The organism is Micromonospora xinjiangensis (assembly GCF_056150165.1).
The window spans coordinates 740,720-759,360 of record NZ_JAXCFO010000002.1 but is presented as its reverse complement, the minus strand read 5'-3'; the positions used below and the strand labels follow the sequence as shown (position 1 = coordinate 759,360).

General features: G+C 73.9%; 16 protein-coding genes and 1 tRNA gene. 7 read left to right on the top strand and 10 right to left on the bottom strand.

Features of this window, described 5'->3' with window-relative positions; translation table 11 throughout:
• Nucleotides 1–54 precede the first annotated feature (54 nt).
• The 3 genes from SM573_RS10385 to SM573_RS10375 all read left to right on the top strand — a co-directional run bounded on the left by SM573_RS10385 (nucleotide 55) and on the right by SM573_RS10375 (nucleotide 2,526).
• Nucleotides 55–1,056: an SDR family oxidoreductase gene (locus tag SM573_RS10385; protein WP_474613698.1), complete on the top strand. Its 1,002-nt coding sequence runs from the start codon at nucleotides 55–57 to the stop codon at nucleotides 1,054–1,056.
• Nucleotides 1,053–1,838 carry an ATP-binding protein gene (locus SM573_RS10380; RefSeq protein WP_474613697.1) on the top strand — a complete coding sequence of 262 codons (786 nt, stop codon included), beginning with the start codon at nucleotides 1,053–1,055 and terminating at the stop codon, nucleotides 1,836–1,838. Before SM573_RS10385 ends, SM573_RS10380 begins: the two co-directional genes overlap by 4 nt.
• Nucleotides 1,839–1,953: 115 nt before the next feature.
• Entirely contained in the window at nucleotides 1,954–2,526 is a 573-nt protein-coding gene (locus SM573_RS10375; RefSeq protein WP_474613696.1) for a DUF5709 domain-containing protein, read from the top strand.
• A gap of 87 nt (nucleotides 2,527–2,613) precedes the next feature.
• Here the strand turns inward: SM573_RS10375 and SM573_RS10370 are convergent, their stop codons facing one another.
• Entirely contained in the window at nucleotides 2,614–3,261 is a 648-nt protein-coding gene (locus SM573_RS10370; protein ID WP_474613824.1) for a response regulator, read from the bottom strand.
• A gap of 74 nt (nucleotides 3,262–3,335) precedes the next feature.
• The gene (gene macS, locus SM573_RS10365) at nucleotides 3,336–4,463 is read right to left on the bottom strand and encodes a MacS family sensor histidine kinase (protein ID WP_474613695.1); all 1,128 of its coding nucleotides are present in this window, start codon (nucleotides 4,461–4,463) and stop codon (nucleotides 3,336–3,338) included.
• A 118-nt stretch (nucleotides 4,464–4,581) separates the two neighbouring features.
• Between macS and SM573_RS10360 the strand changes: the two genes are divergently transcribed.
• On the top strand, nucleotides 4,582–5,043 hold the full coding sequence (locus SM573_RS10360) for an ATP-binding protein (protein ID WP_474613694.1): 462 nt from the start codon (nucleotides 4,582–4,584) through the stop codon (nucleotides 5,041–5,043).
• A gap of 21 nt (nucleotides 5,044–5,064) precedes the next feature.
• Here the strand turns inward: SM573_RS10360 and SM573_RS10355 are convergent, their stop codons facing one another.
• Complete coding sequence (locus SM573_RS10355; RefSeq protein WP_474613693.1) at nucleotides 5,065–6,003, bottom strand: ribose-phosphate diphosphokinase; 939 nt, start codon at nucleotides 6,001–6,003, stop codon at nucleotides 5,065–5,067.
• 109 nt (nucleotides 6,004–6,112) lie between these two features.
• On the opposite strand from SM573_RS10355, the gene glpK reads away from it, so the two are divergent.
• A complete protein-coding gene (gene glpK / locus SM573_RS10350; protein ID WP_474615960.1) occupies nucleotides 6,113–7,597 on the top strand; it encodes a glycerol kinase GlpK in 1,485 nt (494 codons plus the stop codon).
• Between the two features lie 170 nt (nucleotides 7,598–7,767).
• Nucleotides 7,768–8,490, top strand: a complete 723-nt coding sequence (locus SM573_RS10345; RefSeq protein WP_474613691.1) for an acetate uptake transporter family protein — start codon at nucleotides 7,768–7,770, stop codon at nucleotides 8,488–8,490.
• Between the two features lie 48 nt (nucleotides 8,491–8,538).
• Here SM573_RS10345 and SM573_RS10340 read toward each other — a convergent pair whose 3' ends face one another.
• A complete protein-coding gene (locus tag SM573_RS10340; RefSeq protein WP_474613690.1) occupies nucleotides 8,539–9,372 on the bottom strand; it encodes a phosphoribosylaminoimidazolesuccinocarboxamide synthase in 834 nt (277 codons plus the stop codon).
• A gap of 168 nt (nucleotides 9,373–9,540) precedes the next feature.
• On the opposite strand from SM573_RS10340, the gene SM573_RS10335 reads away from it, so the two are divergent.
• Nucleotides 9,541–10,869 (top strand): ABC transporter substrate-binding protein, encoded by a 1,329-nt coding sequence (locus tag SM573_RS10335; RefSeq protein ID WP_474615959.1) that lies wholly within the window; start codon nucleotides 9,541–9,543, stop codon nucleotides 10,867–10,869.
• A 139-nt stretch (nucleotides 10,870–11,008) separates the two neighbouring features.
• On the opposite strand, the gene SM573_RS10330 is transcribed toward SM573_RS10335, so the two are convergent.
• The 6 genes from SM573_RS10330 to SM573_RS10305 all read right to left on the bottom strand — a co-directional run bounded on the left by SM573_RS10330 (nucleotide 11,009) and on the right by SM573_RS10305 (nucleotide 18,533).
• A complete protein-coding gene (locus tag SM573_RS10330) occupies nucleotides 11,009–11,257 on the bottom strand; it encodes a hypothetical protein (protein WP_474613688.1) in 249 nt (82 codons plus the stop codon).
• A gap of 165 nt (nucleotides 11,258–11,422) precedes the next feature.
• A tRNA-Met gene (locus SM573_RS10325) sits at nucleotides 11,423–11,496 on the bottom strand.
• Between the two features lie 146 nt (nucleotides 11,497–11,642).
• Entirely contained in the window at nucleotides 11,643–12,929 is a 1,287-nt protein-coding gene (locus SM573_RS10320) for an SGNH/GDSL hydrolase family protein (protein ID WP_474613687.1), read from the bottom strand.
• A complete protein-coding gene (locus SM573_RS10315) occupies nucleotides 12,929–15,340 on the bottom strand; it encodes a glycosyl hydrolase family 95 catalytic domain-containing protein (RefSeq protein ID WP_474615958.1) in 2,412 nt (803 codons plus the stop codon). Before SM573_RS10315 ends, SM573_RS10320 begins: the two co-directional genes overlap by 1 nt.
• A gap of 128 nt (nucleotides 15,341–15,468) precedes the next feature.
• Complete coding sequence (locus tag SM573_RS10310; RefSeq protein ID WP_474615957.1) at nucleotides 15,469–17,301, bottom strand: alpha-galactosidase D; 1,833 nt, start codon at nucleotides 17,299–17,301, stop codon at nucleotides 15,469–15,471.
• A 65-nt stretch (nucleotides 17,302–17,366) separates the two neighbouring features.
• Entirely contained in the window at nucleotides 17,367–18,533 is a 1,167-nt protein-coding gene (locus SM573_RS10305) for an ROK family protein (RefSeq protein WP_474613684.1), read from the bottom strand.
• Between the last annotated feature and the right edge of the window lie 108 nt (nucleotides 18,534–18,641).

The window sequence follows — 18,641 nt, the reverse complement described above, 5'->3', positions numbered from 1 at the left end:
GATCCGACAGCTTCGGAGGGCATGACCGCCCCCGGCCGGGGGTACGGGCGAGAAATGCCTCTCACCCGCAGCCTCGACGACGCCACCGTCGTGATCACCGGCGCTTCCAGCGGGATCGGCACGGCCACCGCGTACGCGCTCGCCCGGCGGGGCGCGGCGGTCGTGCTGGCAGCGCGCAGCGAGTCGGCCCTCACCCGGGTAGCCCAGCGCTGCCGGGAACTCGGCGGCCAGGCGCTGGTCGTACCGACCGACGTGACCGACGCGGCGTCGGTCGACCGGCTGGCCGACCGGGCGGCGGCCGAGTTCGGCCACCTCGACGCGTGGATCAACAACGCGGCGGTGAGCGCCGTCGGGCTCTTCGACGAGATCCCGGTGGCCGAGTTCCGCCGGGTGCTCGAGGTGAACCTGCTCGGCGCCGTGCACGGCATCCGGGCCGCCCTGCCCCACCTCGCCGCCGCCGGTGGCGGTGTGGTGGTCAACAACGCCTCGGTGCTGGCGGAGGTGGCGATGCCGTACCAGTCGCCGTACAACGCCACGAAGCACGGGCTCCGCGGCCTGGCCGACACCGTCCGCCAGGAGCTGCGGGTCACCGGTCGGGGCAACATCTCGATCTGCACGGTGCTGCCGGCCACCATCGACACCCCGTTCTTCCGGCACGCCGCCAACCACAGCGGCCGGGAGGTGCTGCCGCCGCCCCCGGTCTACCCGCCCGAGATGGTGGCGGCGACCATCGTCCGGCTGCTGCGCCGGCCGCGCCGCGAGGCGTACGCCGGTGGCGCCGCGCGGCTGATCGGCCTCCAGTGGCGGCTCGCTCCGGCGCTCGCCGAACGCACCCTCGGCTGGTACACGCGGCGCACCCAGTTCGGCCCGGGGGCCCGCGCGGAGAGTTCGGGGAACGTGTTCCGCGCCGACGCGGACGGCCGGCGCGACGGCGGCTGGCAGGGCCGACGCCGGCAGCTGGTGCGGATGACGGCCGCCTTCGGTCTCGCCGCCGCCGGCACGGCCGTCGGCACGATCGCCGCCCGGACACGTCGCGCCCGCGCGGAGCGCTCGTGACGACGAGCGAGCCGCCACGCACCCGCGCCGTGACCGGGGGGCGCGACGTGGTGGCGGCCGGCGCGACGGGACGCTGCACCGTGGCGGTGGAGGAGGACTCGGCCGTGGTCCGGCTCACCGGGACGCTCGACCCCGACGGCGTTCCCGGCGTCCGCGACGCGCTGCTCACCCGGCTCAGCGACCGTCCCGGACCGGTGGTGGCCGACCTGACCGACCTGCGGGTCAGCGCGCCCGGCACCCGCGCCGTCTTCTCGGAGGTGCAGCGGGAGGTGGCCGACTGGCCGGCGGCGGGCCTGCTGGTCTGCGACCCGCTCGCGGCGTCCGGCCGGCCCGACCCGACCCTCGCCGGGGTGCCGGTGCTGCCCACGCTGGACGCGGCGATGGCCGAGCTGGCGCTCTCGCCGATGGCGGCGGTCCTGAGCGTCGAGCTTCCCCCGGTGGTCGGCGCCGCCCGGCGGGCGCGGGAGCTGGTCACCGAGGGCTGTGCGCGGTGGCGGCTGCCGGAGCTCGCCGAGGCGGGCAGCATCGCCGTCACCGAGATGGTCAACAACGTGGTCGCCCACGCCCGTACGCCGATGGCGGTCCGGATCGCCCCCGAGGGCGAGACGCTGCACCTGGCCGTACGTGACCACTCGACCCGGCAACCCGCCTTCGTGGGGCCGGCGGCGCCGACGTCCGTCGGTGGCCGCGGCCTGCTGCTGGTCGACGCCCTCGCCGAGCGGTGGGGCACCAGCGTCCTGCCCGACGGCAAGCTCGTCTGGTGCGTCCTCCCTCCGCGGTGACCAGTCCGCCCGGCTGGCCGATCATGCGGTTGGGGTGGGCGGTACGTGCGCTTCCGCGGCTTTCGCGGGGCACCACCACTGCATGATCGACGGATCGAGTGGGTAGAGATCCGTCATGCGCGACGACGAGTACCCGACCCCCGTGTCCGACCCCGAGGCGAACGGCCTGCCGGGGACCGCCGACGACGACTCGACCGCGAACGACGACGTGCTGACCGGTCGCGAGGCGGACGGGCCGGACCCGGCCCAGCTCCCCGCCGACCGGACCCCGGTCGCGGTGGACCGCTTCGGGACCACCGCCGACGAGCAGCTCGACGGCGAGTCGCTGGACTACAAGCTCCAGCGCGAGCAGTACGAGCGCCCCGCCGACGACCCGCTGGCCGGCCCCGTCGACCCGGACATCGCGGCGGAGGCGGACAGCGAGGAGGCCGCGGCACAGGCCCAGCTGGACGCCGACGTGATCGACGCGGGCCCGACCTCGGACCCGAACTCGCCGGTCTCGCTCTACGACCACGGCCAGCTCGGCACGGTCGCCGACGCGCAGGTGGGCCGGATCGTCGAACCGGACGAGGGGGCGCACACCGACCAGGAGACCGACAACGTGGCGTACGACGCGGGCTCGGCCGGTGGCGGGGCGACCGCCGAGGAGCTCGCCGTCCACGAGACCCGGCCGCCGCACTCGGTCTGACCACGCACCCCGCGACCCCAGCCGACCGCGTCGCGCGGCCACTCCACGTTCCGACCGATCCGGCGTCCGCCTCCCGCGGGCGCCGGATCAGTCGTCCAGGCCCTGCTCGATCGCGTACCGGGTCAGCTCGACCCGGTTGTGCAGCTGGAGCTTGCCGAGCGTGTTCTGCACGTGGTTCTGCACCGTCCGGTGGGAGAGCCCCAGGCGCTGGGCTATCTGTTTGTAGGACATCCCCTTGGCCACCAGGCGGAGCACCTCGGTCTCCCGCTCGGTCAACCGCGGCGTCGCCCCGGCCGCCGATCCGCCCTCCGGCCCGGCCGGCGCGGCCGCGAGCCTCCGGTACTCGCCGAGGACCAGGCCGGCCAGCCCGGGCGTGAAGACCGGCTCCCCCGCCGCCGTGCGCCGCACCGCGGCCAGGAACTCGGCCGGCGCCGCCGACTTCACGAGGTAGCCGGTCGCGCCGGCCTTGACCGCGTCCAGCACGCTCTGCTGCTCCCCGCTGGCCGAGAGCATCAGCACCCGCACCTGGGGCAGCGCCGCGCGCAGACCACGGATCACCTCGACCCCGGAGATGTCCGGGAGTTGCAGGTCGAGCACCACCACGTCGGGCCGGGCGGCGGGGGCCAACCGGATCGCCTGCCGACCCTCGCCGCTGGTGGCCACCACCAGGTGCCCGGCCTCGGTCAGGTCGCGCGCCACGCCCTCCCGCCACATCGGGTGGTCGTCCACCACCATCACCCGGACCGGCGCGGCGTCACCGGTGCCCTCGTCCGCCGGAGCGGCGGCGTGCGCTGCCCGGTCCGGCCCGGTCACCGGCCCCTCCTCGGCACGACCAGCTCGACCTCCGTGCCGGCCCCGGGCGTGGACACGATCCGCACCGTCCCGCCCAGCTCGGCGATCCGGCCCCGGATGGACTGCGCCACCCCGAGCCGGCCCTGGGCCGCCGCCTCGTCCAGCCGGCCCTCCGGTATCCCGGGGCCCTCGTCGCGTACCGACACGGTCACCGTCGCCTCCTCGTCCTCGATCAGCACCCAGGCCCGCCCGCCGGCGTGCCGCTCCACGTTGTCCAGGGCCGCCCCCGTCGCGGCCGCCAGCTCCCGGGCCACCGGGGCCGGCAGGGGCACCGGCGTGGCTGGCGCGGAGACCGAGACGGTCGTGGCCGCGTACGCGCCGAGGAGCGCGCGCAGGTCGACCGGGGCGTCGTTGTCGGGGCCGGGCGGCAGGGCGGCGCCCCCGATCAGCGCCCGTAGCGCCGCCTCCTGCTCTCCCGCGAGGCGGGCCAGCTCGCCGGCCTCGCCCGGCAGGTGCGCGCCGCGCCGCTGCACGAGCGCGAGCACCTGGAGCACCGAGTCGTGGATCCCCCGCGCCAGCCGCTCCCGCTCGCGCGTGGCCGACTCCAGCTCCACGGCCCGCTGCAACCGCTCCTCGGCGGTGACCGCGAGTCGTGCGACGTGCCCGACGACCGCCCCGGCGAGCAGCAGCAGGATGACTCCGGTGATCGAGGACTGGCTGATCCGCTCCCGGGTGGCGAGGTCGGCACCGCCGATGACCAGGGCGGCCACGATGCCCCGGCGTCGCCCACCGGAGACCGCCCAGGCCAGCACCGGGCCGGCGAGCCAGGCCACCACGAGGGTCGGCACCCCGTGCTGCAACGCCGACCGGCCGATCACCCACGGGGTGGCGAACATGATCGACAACACGACGCCCAGGTCGGCCAGGAGCAACGGCCAGCGGCGCCAGGCCGGGTGGGCGTAGCAGAAGGCGGTCAGACCGGTCCAGACCGCCATCACGACCACCAGGCCGCCGGCGGCGAGGGGGTGGGCGTACCGGTCGGCGTCGCGCAGCGCCAGCACGCAGACGTACGCCAGGGAGGCCACCCGGAAGACCGCGACAGCGCGCCAGAGCGGCACCTCGAACCCACCCGGCGACGACGGCATGGGCGCCACCATGCCACAGCGGCCCGGCGGCGGGTGGGGCGGCGGATGCACGCCGGCAAACCCTGACGTACGGTGGAAATGCCGCGAACGACTTCGAGAACCGCCGCCGGGACGGGCCATGACGAACGCCAACCCTGACGCACCACGTACGGTTGTGCCCATCGAACCTGTCCTCCTCATCGCCACGGCCTTCGACCGTGCCCGGGTGACCGAGCTGCGTCACTCGGTCACCTCCTGCGCACACGCCGCGGGCCTGGCCGCCCAGCGCCTCGACGACTTCGTGCTCGCGGTCAACGAGCTGATCACGAACGCGGTGCGCCACGGCGGCGGGACCGGCTCCCTGCGGCTGTGGCGGCACGACGCGCAGCTGATCTGCGAGGTCGCCGATCAGGGGCTCGGCATCAGCGCGCACCGCCTGGACGACCGGAGCCGTCCGGCGCCGGACACCGCCGGCGGCTGGGGTCTCTGGCTCGCCCGGCAGCTCAGCGACAGCATGGACGTGGTGAGCGGCGAGACCGGCACGCTCGTCCGGATCACCACCGCTATCCCCGCACCGGCCCCCGCGCCTCAGCCCGACTGACGGCCGCCGCGCCACCCCGGCTCAGCCGAAGAGGGCGCTCACCGACTCGCCGTTGTGGATGCGACGCATCGCCTCGGCCAGCGCCGGCGCCACCGAGAGCACCTCGAGCTTCGGCACCCGCTTCTCGGCGGCGATCGGCACGGTGTTGGTGCAGACGATCTCCAGCACGCCGGGCTGCTCGGCGAGCCGGGCCAGCGAGCCGCCGGAGAAGAGGCCGTGCGTGCAGGCCAGCCGGATCGACCGCACGTTCAGCTCGCGCAGGTGCTCCATCAGCTCGATCATCGTGCTGCCCTTGGCGATCTCGTCGTCCAGCACGATGACGTCCCGGTCGGCCACGTCGCCGATCACCGCGCTGATGCTGACCTTGTCGTCGCTGAACCGCTGCTTCGCGCCGGCGGCGACCGGGGTGCCGAGCCGCCGGGCGAACGCCGCCGCCTGCTTGGCGTTGCCCAGGTCCGGTGAGACGACCACCGTGTTCGACAAGTCGTACCGCGTGAAGTGGCCGGCCAGTTCGCGCAGCGCGTGCAGGTGGTCGACCGGGACGCTGAAGAAGCCGTGCACCTGCGGCGAGTGCAGCGTCATCGCGAGCACCCGGTCCGCCCCGGCCGACGTCAGCAGGTCGGCGACGAGCCGGCCCCCGATCGAGATCCGCGGCGCGTCCTTCTTGTCCGAGCGGGCGTACGCGTAGTGCGGCAGCACCACGGTTATCCGGCCGGCCGAGGCGCCCCGGGCCGCGTCGATCATCAGCAGCAGCTCGACGAGGTTTTCCTGCACGGGCGGCACCAGGGGCTGGATCAGGAAGACGTCCCGCTCCCGGCAGTTGGCCTGCAACTGCACCTCGAGGCAGTCGTTGGCGAACCGGGACACCCGCACGGGATGCAGCGGCACGCCCAGGTGGGCACAGATCTCGGCGGCGAGGTCGGGGTGGGCGGTTCCGCTGAAGACGGCGATGTCACGCACGTCTGCACATCGTACGGACGGGTGCCGGCCGATCGATGCGCCGGGCCGCGACCGGCGGGCGGCGCCGTGGAGGTCGGCGGGACGCCGCCGCTGCGGGTACGGTGCTGCCGTGACCGGAGAGTACGTCGCCGCCATCGATCAGGGCACCACCTCCTCACGGTGCATCGTCTTCGACCGGGCCGGGGAGATCGTCTCCGTGGCGCAGCGCGAGCACCGGCAGATCTTCCCGCGCCCCGGTTGGGTCGAGCACGACGCCGAGGAGATCTGGGCCAACGTCGAGCACGTGGTCCGGGAGGCGCTGCTCGGGGCGGGCACGGACGCGGCCGGCCTGGCCGCCGTCGGCATCACCAACCAGCGGGAGACCACCGTCGTCTGGGACCGGGCCACCGGTCGGCCGGTGGCGAACGCGATCGTCTGGCAGGACACCCGGACGGGGCAGCTGCTGCGCGACCTCGACAAGACGCACGGCGAGGAGCTGTTCCGGCAGCGTACGGGCCTGCCGCTGGCGACCTACTTCGCCGGGCCGAAGCTGCGCTGGCTGCTCGACAACGTCGACGGGCTCCGGGCGCGCGCCGAGGCCGGCGAGGTGCTGTTCGGCACGATGGACAGTTGGCTGATCTGGAAGCTCACCGGCCGGCACGTCACCGACGTGACCAACGCCAGTCGCACGATGCTGATGGACCTGTCGACACTGGAGTGGGACGCGGAGCTGCTCGACGCGATGGGCGTGCCCGCCGCGATGCTGCCGGAGATCCGCTGCTCCGCCGAGGTCTTCGGCACGGCCACCGGCGTCCTCGCCGGGGTGCCGGTGGCCAGCGCGCTCGGCGACCAGCAGGCCGCCCTCTTCGGCCAGACCTGCTTCCAGCCGGGCGAGGCGAAGTGCACCTACGGCACCGGCAGCTTCCTGCTGCTGCACACCGGGGCCAGCGCCGTCGCGTCGTCGCACGGCCTGCTCACGACGGTCGCCTACCGGATCGCGGGGCAGCCGGCCGCGTACGCCCTGGAGGGTGCCATCGCGGTCACCGGCTCGCTCGTCCAGTGGCTGCGGGACAACCTCGGTCTGATCTCGACCGCGCCGGAGGTGGAGGAGCTTGCCCGCACGGTCGACGACAACGGCGGCTGCTACGTGGTGCCGGCGTTCTCCGGGCTCTTCGCCCCGCACTGGCGCAGCGACGCGCGCGGCGTGATCGCGGGGCTCACCGGCTACATCACGAAGGGGCACCTGGCCCGCGCCGTGCTGGAGGCGTCGGCCTGGCAGACCCGCGAGGTCGTCGACGCGATGAACGCCGACTCCGACGTGGCCCTGCGCCGACTGCGGGTGGACGGCGGCATGACGGCCAACGGGCTGCTCATGCAGTTCCTGGCCGACGTGCTCGACGTCCCCGTGGTCCGCTCCCGGATCACCGAGACCACCTGCCTCGGCGCCGCCTACGCGGCCGGCCTGGCGGTCGGCTTCTGGCCGGACCTGGCGACCCTGCGCGCCCAGTGGCGCGCGGACGCCGAGTGGACGCCCCGGATGGACCCGGCGCACCGCGACCGCGAGCTGCGCAACTGGCGCAAGGCCGTGCGGCGGACCCTCGACTGGGTGGACTGAGCGACTCCCCTGACCGCCGAAGCACCGCGGCGGCCGCCCGCTGACCGGGCCCGGCCGCCGCGCCCGGCGGAGTGGCCGGGAACGGGTGGGCGTGTGGGACCTCGCGCACCGGGTAGACGCCTCCGACCGCTCGCCGGCCCCGCGGGCCGCGGTGGGGGGAGGAGGCTCGGATGTCACGTATGGCCCAGGCGCCGTCCCATGACGGCGAGTTCGAATTCTGGCGAAACCACGCACAGATCTCGTTGCAACCGGTCGCCGCGCCGTCGATTCTCGGCCTGTTCGGCTTCGCGGCCGCCACGTTCGTCGTGGCGTCGAACCTGGCGGGATGGTGGGGCGACGCGTCCGCACCGAACTTCCTGTTCCCGTTCGCCGCGTTCACCGGCGGTCTCGCGCAGTTCCTGGCCGGGATGTGGGCCTTCCGGGCCCGCGACGGGCTGGCCACCGCCATGCACGGGATCTGGGGGGCGTTCTGGCTCGCCTACGGGGTGCTCTTCCTCCTCGTCGCCGTCGGGGTGCTGACCCCGCCGACCCCCTTCGTGGCGCTCGGCTACTGGTTCCTCGCGCTCGCCGCGATCACCTGGTCCGGGGCGGCGGCCGCGTTCGCGGAGAACATCAGCGTCGCGCTCGTCCTGGCCGCGCTCGCCGCGGGCGCCACCTGTCAGGCGATCGGCCAGCTCGCTGACGTGTCCGGCTGGCGGACCCTCGGCGCGTACTTCTTCATCGTCGCGGCGTTGGTGGCGTGGTACACCGCCACGGCCATGATGCTGGAGTCCGCGTACCGCCGGGTGATCCTGCCGATGGGCAAGCGCCGCGCGCCGAACCGGCCGGGTCAGGAGCCCCGCCAGGTCATCCAGTTCGTGGCCGGCGAGCCGGGGGTCAAGGTCGGGCAGTGACCGTACGGGCGGGCGCGGGGCGACACCCCCGCCCGCCCTCGCGCGCGGTCAGTCCCAGCGGTTGCCGGTGAGGGTCTCGTAGACGTCGACGTAGCGGGCGCGGGTCGCCTCGATCACGTCGGCCGGCACGTCCGGCGCGGGCGCCTGCTTGTTCCAGCCGCTGCTCGTGGCCCAGTCGCGCACGTACTGCTTGTCGTAGGAGAACTGGACCCGGCCCGGCTGGTACGACTCGGCGGGCCAGAACCGCGAGGAGTCCGAGGTCAGCAGCTCGTCGCCGAGGACGAGCGTGCCGTCGGGCGCCCAGCCCAGCTCCAGCTTCGTGTCGGCCACGAGGATGCCCCGCTCCGCCGCGATCTCGGCACCGCGCCGGTAGACGTCGATCGTGATCTGGCGCAGCCGCTCGGCGGTCGACTCACCGACCTTGGCCACCACGTCGGCGTACGTGATCGGCTCGTCGTGCTCGCCGACCGGCGCCTTGGTGGACGGGGTGAAGATCGGCTCGGGCAGGATCGACGCCTCCACCAGGCCCCGGGGCAGTGGTACGCCGGAGACCGAGCCGGTGCGCTCGTACTCCTTCAGCCCTCCGCCGGTGAGGTAGCCGCGGGCGACGCACTCGACCGGCACCATCTCCAGCCGGCGGCAACGGATCGCCCTGCCGGCGAACTCGGCCGGCACGTCGGTCGCCGAGATGACGTGGTTCGGCACCAGGTCGGACAGCTGCTCGAACCACCAGAGCGAGAGCGCCGTGAGCAGCTTGCCCTTGTCCGGGATCGGCGTCGGCAGCACCACGTCGTAGATCGAGATCCGGTCGGAGGCGACCAGGATCAGGTCGTCGCCGTCGGCGTAGACGTCCCGGACCTTGCCAGAGTGCAGAAGTTCCACGCGGCCTAGTACACCACGTGGCCGGCGGGCGACGGCCACGGTGGCCGAGCGCATCGACGCGTACGCCCGTGGCGGGGTCCGGCTGTGGCCGGACGGACGTTGACACTCTCGGGCGGTCCCTGCGTGAATGAGCCGGCCGTCCCCTTCCCCGCGTCCCGGGAGTCCCCCGTGCCCGTTTCCCGACCGCCGTTCCCCGGTGTCGACCCCGGCCGGCGCCGGGTGCTCGCCGCGCTGCTGGGGGCACCCGTCCTCGCCGCGGGCGGTCTGACCGGCTGCACCTCCGGACCGGCCACTGCCCCGGCCCGCACGGGCCCGGTGGAGCTGTCGGTGTTCTGGTGGGGGGAGCCGGAGCGCGCGGTGCTGACCGAGCGGGCGCTGCGCCTCTACACGGAGCGCAATCCGCGGGTCAGCTTCCGGGTGACCTGGCAGGGCTTGGACGGCTACTACGGGCGGCTGGCCACGCAGGCCGCCGGCGGGAACGTGCCCGACCTGATCCAGGTGGACGACAGCGTCCTCACCGAGTACGCGCAGCGCGAGATCGTCCTCGACCTCACCGACCACGTGGCGGACAACCGGCTCGACCTGCGCGGCCTCCCGGTCGGCCTGGCGCGTTACGGCCAGGTGGAGGGGCGCACGATGGCGGTGGCCGCCGGGCAGACGGCCGCGGCCGTGGTGTTCAACCGCGACCTGCTGCGCGACCTGCGGGTGCCCGAGCCCCGCGCCGGCCTGACCTGGGACGACTACATCGGCTGGGCGGAGCAGGTGACGCGGGCCAGCCGGGGCCGGGTCGCCGGCACCATGGACCCGTCCGGCGACTACCGGGCGCTCTGGCTCTGGCTGCGTGGCCGGGGTGGCGAGTTCTACCGGGGTCACCAGCTCGCCTTCGGCGCCGACGACCTGGTCGGGTGGTTCGAGCTGTGGCGGCGGGCGCGCGCCCGGCGGGCCACACCCAGCGCGGCGCTGGTGGAGCTGGCCGGCAGCGCCGAACCGGCCCGGCAGCTCGTCGTGTCGGGGCTGACCGCCGCGTCGTTCGCCTGGTCGCACCAGCTGCCCGAGCTGCAACGCCTCAGCCGGGCCGAGCTGGGGCTGGCGCCGTTCCCCGGCCCGGCCGCCAGCCAGTGGCCGCGCGCGTCGATGTACTGGGCCGTCTTCCGGGGCAGCCGCGACCCGGAGGCGGCGATCGACGTGATCAACTTCTTGACCACCGACGTCGCGGCGGGTGCCGCCCTCGGGCACGAGCGGGGGCTCACGCCGAACCAGGCCGTGCGCCGTGCCATCGAGGGCAGCGTCACCGATCCCGCGCAGCGCCGGGTCGCCGCCCTCGGTGACCTCCTGGGCGCGACGGCGGGCGACGCGCCCGCCCCGCCCCCGCGAGGGCACGCCCAGGTCCGTTCCCTGCTCGTCGCGGCCGCGGAGAGCGTCCGCGCGGGCCGTACGACCACCCGGGCGGCGGTGAGCCGCTTCCTGGCCCAGGCCGACGCCGCCCTGGCGGGCTGACCGGGCGGGTCACCGCGGGTCGTCGGGCTGGCGGCCGGCCGGTCACGACGGACGGTGGGCCCGGTCATCGGGCCGCCGCCGGCCGGACCGGCGGCAGGACGCGGGCGGAGGCGACCGGCCCGGCGTGGGCGGCGGGCCGTCAGCGCGGCGGGCCGCCCCGGCGGTTGCGCATGAGGCGCAGCAGCAGGAGGACGATCACCACGACGATCACGAGGCAGCAGAGCAGGCCGAGGAAGCCGAAGCCACCCCGGGACCGGCGCCGCGCCGCCTCGACGACCAACTCACCGCTACCGGTCGACGCCCACGCCGCCACCGGTACGAACACCGAGAGCGCGACCGCGCTCAGGACCGCGCCGAGCCGGCCCCACCACTTGCCGAAGGAAGACATGCTGACATCCTCGCCGAGAACCGCAACCCTGGCAGGGCACGGCGGCAGGAAGTGTGTGTCGTCGCGCGGAGGAGGTCGCCCGCACACCAGTCGCCCGGCCGGGCGCGCAGGTGACGGAACGGAAGAACCCGGCGCCCCTCGCGGGGACACCGGGTTCTCGTTTCGTAGCGGGGACAGGATTTGAACCTGCGACCTCTGGGTTATGAGCCCAGCGAGCTACCGAGCTGCTCCACCCCGCGTCGGCTCTCACTACTCTACCCGATCCTTCCCGACCGTGTTCCGGGGGCCCGGCGATCCACCGGCAGGTCGACTCGAAGGCCGCCCGACCTGCGCGGACGCCCCCGAGCCGGGCGGCTCGGGGGCGTCCGCGGCGGGCTCGCCCCGCTCAGCGGTGGCACTCCAGCGCGGCCAGGTCGACGGCGTCGGCCATCGCCTGCATGCCCTTGTCGTTCGGGTGCAGGTGGTCCCCGCCGTCCAGGAACGGCGAGAGGCGTTGCGGGTCGTACGGGCTGCGGGTGATCCGGTCGAAGTCCACCACGGCGTCGAACCCGCCACCGTGCCGGATCCAGTCGTTGACGGCCTGGCGGACCGCCTCCCCGGCCTCGTCGTACTCCCCCCAGCCCTTGAACGGCAGCACCGTCGCGCCGACGACGCACCGGCCCGCCGCGTGTACGCGCTCGATGATCTCCCGGTAGCCGGCGATCAGGTCGCCGGCCGTGACCCCCGTGTGTGCCTTGATGTCGTTGATGCCCTCGAAGACGAAGACGGTGCCCACGCCGGGGTGCGAGAGCACGTCCCGGTCCAACCGGCGCAGTGCCGCCTCCCCGGCGCCGTCCGCGAGGACCTTGTTGCCCGAGATCCCCTCGTTGGCCACTCCCTTCGCCGTGCTGCCGGGTGCCGCCTGGAGCCGCCGGGAGAGGTAGTCGGGCCAGCGGCGGTTCTCGTCCTGGGTGGAAGCCCAGCCGTCGGTGATGGAGTCGCCCAGGAACGCCACCGCGCTGATCTCGGTGGACGTCTCGACCGTCACGGCGTCCAGCCAGTACCAGGAGCTGATCCGGTCGGTCCAGTTGGCCGCCGCCTCCTCCGCGGCGTGGTCGCCCGCGGCCGCGTACGACGTCTGCATGGCCATCCCGTGGCCGGTCGTCGGCCCCTCGGCACCCGTGACGTAGAGGCTCACGACCAGGTCGGCCTCGGGGGCCAGCCGGCCGGGCAGCGGATCGCTGTACACCGTTCCGCCCGCCGGCACCGTCACCGAGCCGTCCCCACCGAACGTCAGCCGCCGGTTGCTGCCCCGGACCAGCTCCGCGCCCTGCCGCTGGAGCCCCGCGTAGGCGCTGGCGAAGGTGACCGGGTGCTCGCCGAAGGCGTTGGACAGGCGGATGCGCGGGTTGGTCCCGCCGACGCTGGTCCGTACCACCAGCCGGTAGCTGCGATCGGCGGGCCCGGCGCCCTGCCGGTCGGCGCTCGCCCCCCACGTGACCACCGGGTGCCGGCTGCCGGCGGCGACCGGCCCGCTCGGCTCCGAGGCCACCGCCCCGGCCCGCGTCGAGCCCACGAGCCGGGTCGTCGGCGCGGCCTGCGCCGCCGCGGCGGTGGCCAGCGACAGGCAGACCGCGGTGCCCACCGCCACGGCGACCGTGAACACGCCGCGCCGGTCCCCGCCCGCCCGCATCAGAAGCCCCTCAGCGTGACGGACCGGCCGGGTTCGAGGGTGACGACACGTGACCTGCCGCCGACCACCAGGGTCGTGGTGCGGCCGCCGACGCTCTTCAGCGTCGCCTCGGTGACCGTGCCGTTGCGCCAGCGAAGGTCGACGACGAAACCGCCGCGGACGCCCACGCCGGTGACCGCGCCGGACGCGGCCCAGGCGGCGGGGAGCGCGGGCAGCAGCTCGACGTGGCCCGGCCGCGAGTAGACCAACATCTCGACGACCGCGGCGGGCGTGCCGAGGTTGGCGTCGATCTGGAAGATCCCACGGCCCGGGTTCGTCTCGTAGATGTCGAACAGGTTCGGGGCGGTGCCGTTGCTGCCGTTCGTCGACGGCTTCAGGTTCGTGACCACGAGCTGGTACGCCTTCTCCGCGTCCCGCAACCGGGCCCAGCACAGACTCCGCCAGGCGTTGGCCCAGCCGAAGCTGTTCATGCCGCGCGCGGTGAGCAGGGCCGTGGCGCCCGCCACGATCGCCGCCGGCGTGGAGCCGTCCGGGCGGATCCGGTCACCGGGGAAGAGGCCGACCAGTGGGGAGAGGTGCCGGTGCGTCGTCTCACCGAGGTTGTCCGGCGACATCCACTCCTGGAGCCAACCCGTCGTGGGGCTGACCTCCGGCAGGTACAGACGCTGGCGGAGCCGGTCGGCGGTCTCGGCGTGGCCGGCGTCGCGGCCGAGCACCCGCGCCGCGGTGCCGTAGTTCTCGAAGAGGTTCCACACCAGCTCCTGGGCGTACGTGATGCCCTTGGCGTCGAGCGGGCCGTGCTCAGGCGACCAGTCGCTGTCGGCGATCAGCACCTCGCGGGTACCACCGGACGCGTCGGTGACGGTCGTGGTGAGCAGCCGCGCCTCCCAGAACTCCACGGCGCCCTTGAGCAGCGGGTAGATCTTCGCGAGGTAGGCCCGGTCCTGGACGTACTCGTAGTGCTCGAAGAGGTTCTGGCAGAGCCAGGCGTTGCCGGCCGGGTGCCACCACCAGCCGCCCCCGCCGTACGGGTTGGTCGAGATGGCCACCGTCCAGCCGGCGACCTCTCCCGAGGAGTTCCGGTACCGGTTGCTCGGGCTGTTGAAGAGCCGCCGCGTGACCTCCGTCCAGGCGGGCAGCTGCGCGAGGCAGTAGTCGGCGAGGGCGTCGAAGCAGTCCGACAGGCCGGCCCGGTCGGCCAGCCAGTAGTTCATCTGGATGTTGACGTCGGTGTGGTAGTCGCCCATCCAGTCCGGGTCGTTGCCGTCCAGCCACGGCCCCTGGAGGCCCATGGGCAGGCTGCCCCGCGACCCGGCGATGGTGAGGTAGCGGCCGAACTGGACGTACGCCGCCTCCAGCTCCGGGTCGGGGACGTCGTCCCGCCAGCGGGCCTGCAGCCGCGCCCAGGTGTCCAGCTCGCGCTGCCAGGGCGCCGACGTGCCGAGGTCGAGGTCGAACCGCCCGAAGAGCGGGCGGACGTCGGCGACGTGCGTGAACAGCAGGTCGCGGACGGACTCGCGGGCCGCGGCCAGGACCTTGGTGCGGGCGAGGCGCTCCGGGTCCACGGCCGGGTTCCGGAACCCGGTGGCGGCGTCCGGCGCGTAGTCGGTGCCGCCGCTCACGATCACCGTGAGGTCCCGGCAGTCGGTGAAGGCGATCGACGTGCCCCTGACCGTGACCTTTCCACCGCTGCTGCGAACGGCGACGGCGGCGCCGTACCCCAGCCCGTTGGCGAAGGTACCGCCGAACGACGCGTACCGGCCGGCGCCGTCGGCGGTCGTGGACTCGCCGTGGGTGCCCGCCAACGAGACGGTGCCCGTGTAGCCACCGCGGCCGGCCAGGGTGAAGTGCAGGACGATGACGTCGTCGGGGCGGCTCGCGAAGATCTGCCGCCGGTAGGTCGCGCCGCCGACGTCGTACGTGGTGGTGACGAGCCCCTGGGCCAGGTCGAGCACACGCCGGTAGTCGTCGACGACGCCGAGGTCGTGGGCGGGGATGTCGACGGTGAGCGCCGCCAGCAGGGTGAGGGAGCCGAAGTCCTCGCGACCGTACGGGAACTGGCCGTCGCTCTGGAGCGTGTCGTTGAGGCCGCCCGTCCACAGGGTGGCGTCGGTGATCGTCAGGAGTTCGCTCGCGGGGTCGTTGCTCACGAGCGCGCCGAGGCGCCCGTTCCCGACCGGCAGCCCCTGCTCGATCATGGAGCCGGCGGCGGCGGGCGCCCGCCACCAGAGCTGGTTCCTGGCGGCCTCGTCCGGCGGGAGCAGGGGCGATTCGTCGGGGCGTCGGGGTGCCGCCGAGGCGGCGAAGGCCGGCAGGCCGCCGGCGGCGGCGACCAGGCCCGAGGCGGCGGCGAGCGCGAGCAGGCCGCGGCGGCTCGGGCGGATGTCGCGGGGGCTGTTCCGGTTGTCCATGTCAGTGCTCCAGGAGAGGGCGGCGGGTGGATTCTCGGCCGCCCGGCCGAGCGCTCCCGGGCGGCCGGTGCCGGGGACAGGCCCCGACGGAGTGCGGGGCCCGGCCGGGTGGCCGGGCCCCGCGTTGCTCAGGGGGTCTGCGGTACGTCGATCCGGTCGATGTCCGGGGCGTACCAGTCGGCGCTGTCGAAGGTGACGGTGTTGGCGCCGGCCTTCAGCGCCAGTTGCACGCTGACGCTCTCGACCGTGCCCCAGTCACCGGTGGAGGGGAACTTCAGGCTGGTGCCGTTGCCGCCGTTGGCGCGCACGGTCACCGAGCGCGCGTCGCCGCTGACGTACGCCACCCGCACGGTGTAGATCCCGTCCTTCTTCACGGTGACGTCGTTGATCTGGACCTTGCCGCCGAGGTAGAGGTTGCCGATCTTCTGCCCGCCCGAGCAGGCGTCGCATCCGGCCACGGAGGCGTTGCCGCTCAGGGTGTTCGTCGGGGCCTCCGCCTCGTAGGCGGTCGTCACCAGCGGGGCGCCGCCGGGGCGGACGGTGAACAGCCGGGAGCCGTGCGCCGGCAGGGTCGCGGTGATCCGGCCCTTGTGGGTCCCGAGGTTCTTCCGGTTCCACAGGTCCCGGACGGAGGCGTTGCCGACGAACCCGAGGGACGCCCAGTGGGCGGTGACGGCGGCCGGCGCGTCCGCGAGGTTGAACAGGGCGACCGTCCAGCTGCCGTCCGCGTTCCTCGCACCCCAGACCTGCTGGTCACCGGCGGGGGTGAGCGGCCGTGCCGGCGGGGTGTCGTTCTGGTCTACCGCGATGACCTCGCGGTTGGTGAGCAGCGACAGCCCGTACGCGTCCAGCCGGGTGAGGTCGTCGCCGGTGTACAGCGGCGACTTCGAGATGGCCCACAGCGTCATGTACGTCTGCCGCTCGGCCTTCGTGAGGCCGTCCATCTCCCCGTTGCCCACGTTGAGGGAGTCGAGGTCGTTCCAGCCGCCGGGGCCCGCCTTGCGGCTCCAGGCCGGCGCGTCGTCGAACCGGTCGTCGACCGAGTTCTCCCAGGTAACCAGCGTGTTGCAGTAGCACTCGACGTCGGTGTCGATCCGCCAGCCGTTCGAGTACCGCTTCCAGTCGGCCGCGTGGTTGATGTCCAGCGACCAGCTCAGTTCGAGGTGGATCGGGCGGCCCGCCGCGGCGATGGCCTTCTGCCAGGCCGCCACGTCGGCCACGTTGTTGTAGTTGTCACCGGACTTGAACGAGCCCGGCCCGACGCCGTCGAGCTTGAGGAAGTCGTATCCCCAGTCGGCGAACATCTGCGCCTGCGAGTCGATGTACCGCTGGGCGCACGGGTCGTCGAAGTTCAGCTTGTAGGCGCTGTCCCAGCCGTTGGTGGTGCGCAGGTCCGGGTAGACGATGTCGGCGGTGGTGCAGCCGGGAGCGTTCCAGATCGGCGCGGCGCCCTCGGCGTACGCCTCCTTCTCCAGACCGACGGGCAGGTAGATGCCGGCCTTCAGCCCCTTGGCGTGCAGGTCGTCGGCGACCGCCTTCATGCCGCGGGGGAACCGGGTCGGGTCGGGGGTCTGGCGGGCGTACTCGTCGAACCTCGGCTTCCAGGTGAAGTCGCGCCACCAGCCGGCGTCGATGTTGAGGTACTCGTAGCCGTACGGCTTCAGCTTGCTGGCGAGGGCGTCCGCCTGCTTCAGGACGTTCGCCTCGGTGAGGTAGCTGTAGTCGCCGTCCGGGTTCAGACCCGGGTACCGGGAGGACTGCATGCTCCAACTCGTCCAGCCCATGTAGGGGCGGGCAGCGAGGCCGCCGGAGACCTGGGTCGCCGTCGTGCTCGCCGCCCCGGGCGTCGCCGGTGTGGGCGCCGCCTGGGCCGGGACGGCGCCCGCCCCGAGCGTCAGGGCCAGCGCCGCGGCCACGACCGGGACGCCGCCGCGGCGCCCGGCGCGTCTGCTGGTTCTCATCATCAACCTCCTGGTGGCGGGGGTGGTGCCGGTCGAACCGACCCGTCGGTGGCCGGCGGGTCGGGTCAGGGAAGGACGAGGGACTGGATGCTCACGGCGGCTGCGCCGCGGGCCCACTCCTCGAAGGGCAGCGGGCGGATGCTGAGGGGGCACCGCGAGGCGGCGCCGAAGGCCTGGCGCGCGAAACTCGTCCTGATGGACGTGTCGAAGAGGTCGTACGCGGCCAGCCCTTCGCCGGACACGACGATCCGGGTCGGGCCGACCAGGTTGGCGACGGCCGCGATGCCGCAGCCGATGGCGTGGCCGGCGCGCGCGAAGACGTCGCGTACCCCGTCGTGGCCACCGCGGGCGAGAGCCACGGCCTCCTCGAAGGTGAGATCCGGGTGGCCCGTGCGGTCTCGGGACCGCGCCACGATCGCGTCGGTGCCGGCGATCGACTCGACGCAGCCACGACCACCGCAGTGGCACTCGGGCCCGGTGGCGTCGACGGCGATGTGACCGATCTCCCCCGCGACGCCGTACGACCCGGACACCAGGCGGCCGTTGACGACCAGGCCGCAGCCGATGCCGGTGCCCACGGTGACGAGGGCGAACGAGTCCGCGCCCACGCCCTCGCCGAACCAGTGCTCGGCGGCGGTGAGTGCCTTCACGTCGTTCTCCACCGTCACGGTCAGCCCGGTGTGCCCGGCGACCCGTTCGCGCAGCGGCACGTCACGCCAGTGCAGGAACGGCGAGTAGCGGACCAGTCCGGTGGTGCGGTCCACGTCGCCGGAGAGCGCGAGCCCGAGACGACGGGTGCGGGGGCGGTAGCCGGGCTCGGTGTCGAGCAGGTCGTCGACGAGGAGACCGACCTCGGTGAGCACGGTCTCGACGTCGGGGGCCGCGAGTGGGCGGCGGGCGCTGGCCCGCACCTGTGCGCACAGGTCGCACACCACGCCGATCAGCTCGTCGCCGGTGATCTTCACACCGACGAAGAACTCGCGCTCGGCCCGCACCGCCAGCGGGCTGGCCGGGCGCCCGGCGCCCGGGCCGGTCCGCTCGGTCGCGGCCAGTTCGTGCAGGTAGCCCAGGTCGATGAGCGGACGGGCGGCCTTGGTGACGGCGGCCGAGGAGAGCCCGAGCCGGCGCGCGAGCGTGACCCGGCTCGTCGGCCCCCCGGTCAGCACCGCCGTGAACACGGCGGTCGCGGCCGGCGCTCCCGTGGGGGAGCCCGTGTCCCGGACAGGAAACATGCCCGAAAGCCTAGGCAAATATTTAACTTCTTCAAGTATTGAATTACATCAGTGACCGCCCTACAGTCCCGGCCGCGGAGGGAGCAGGCACATCGCGCCGAGCCTGAT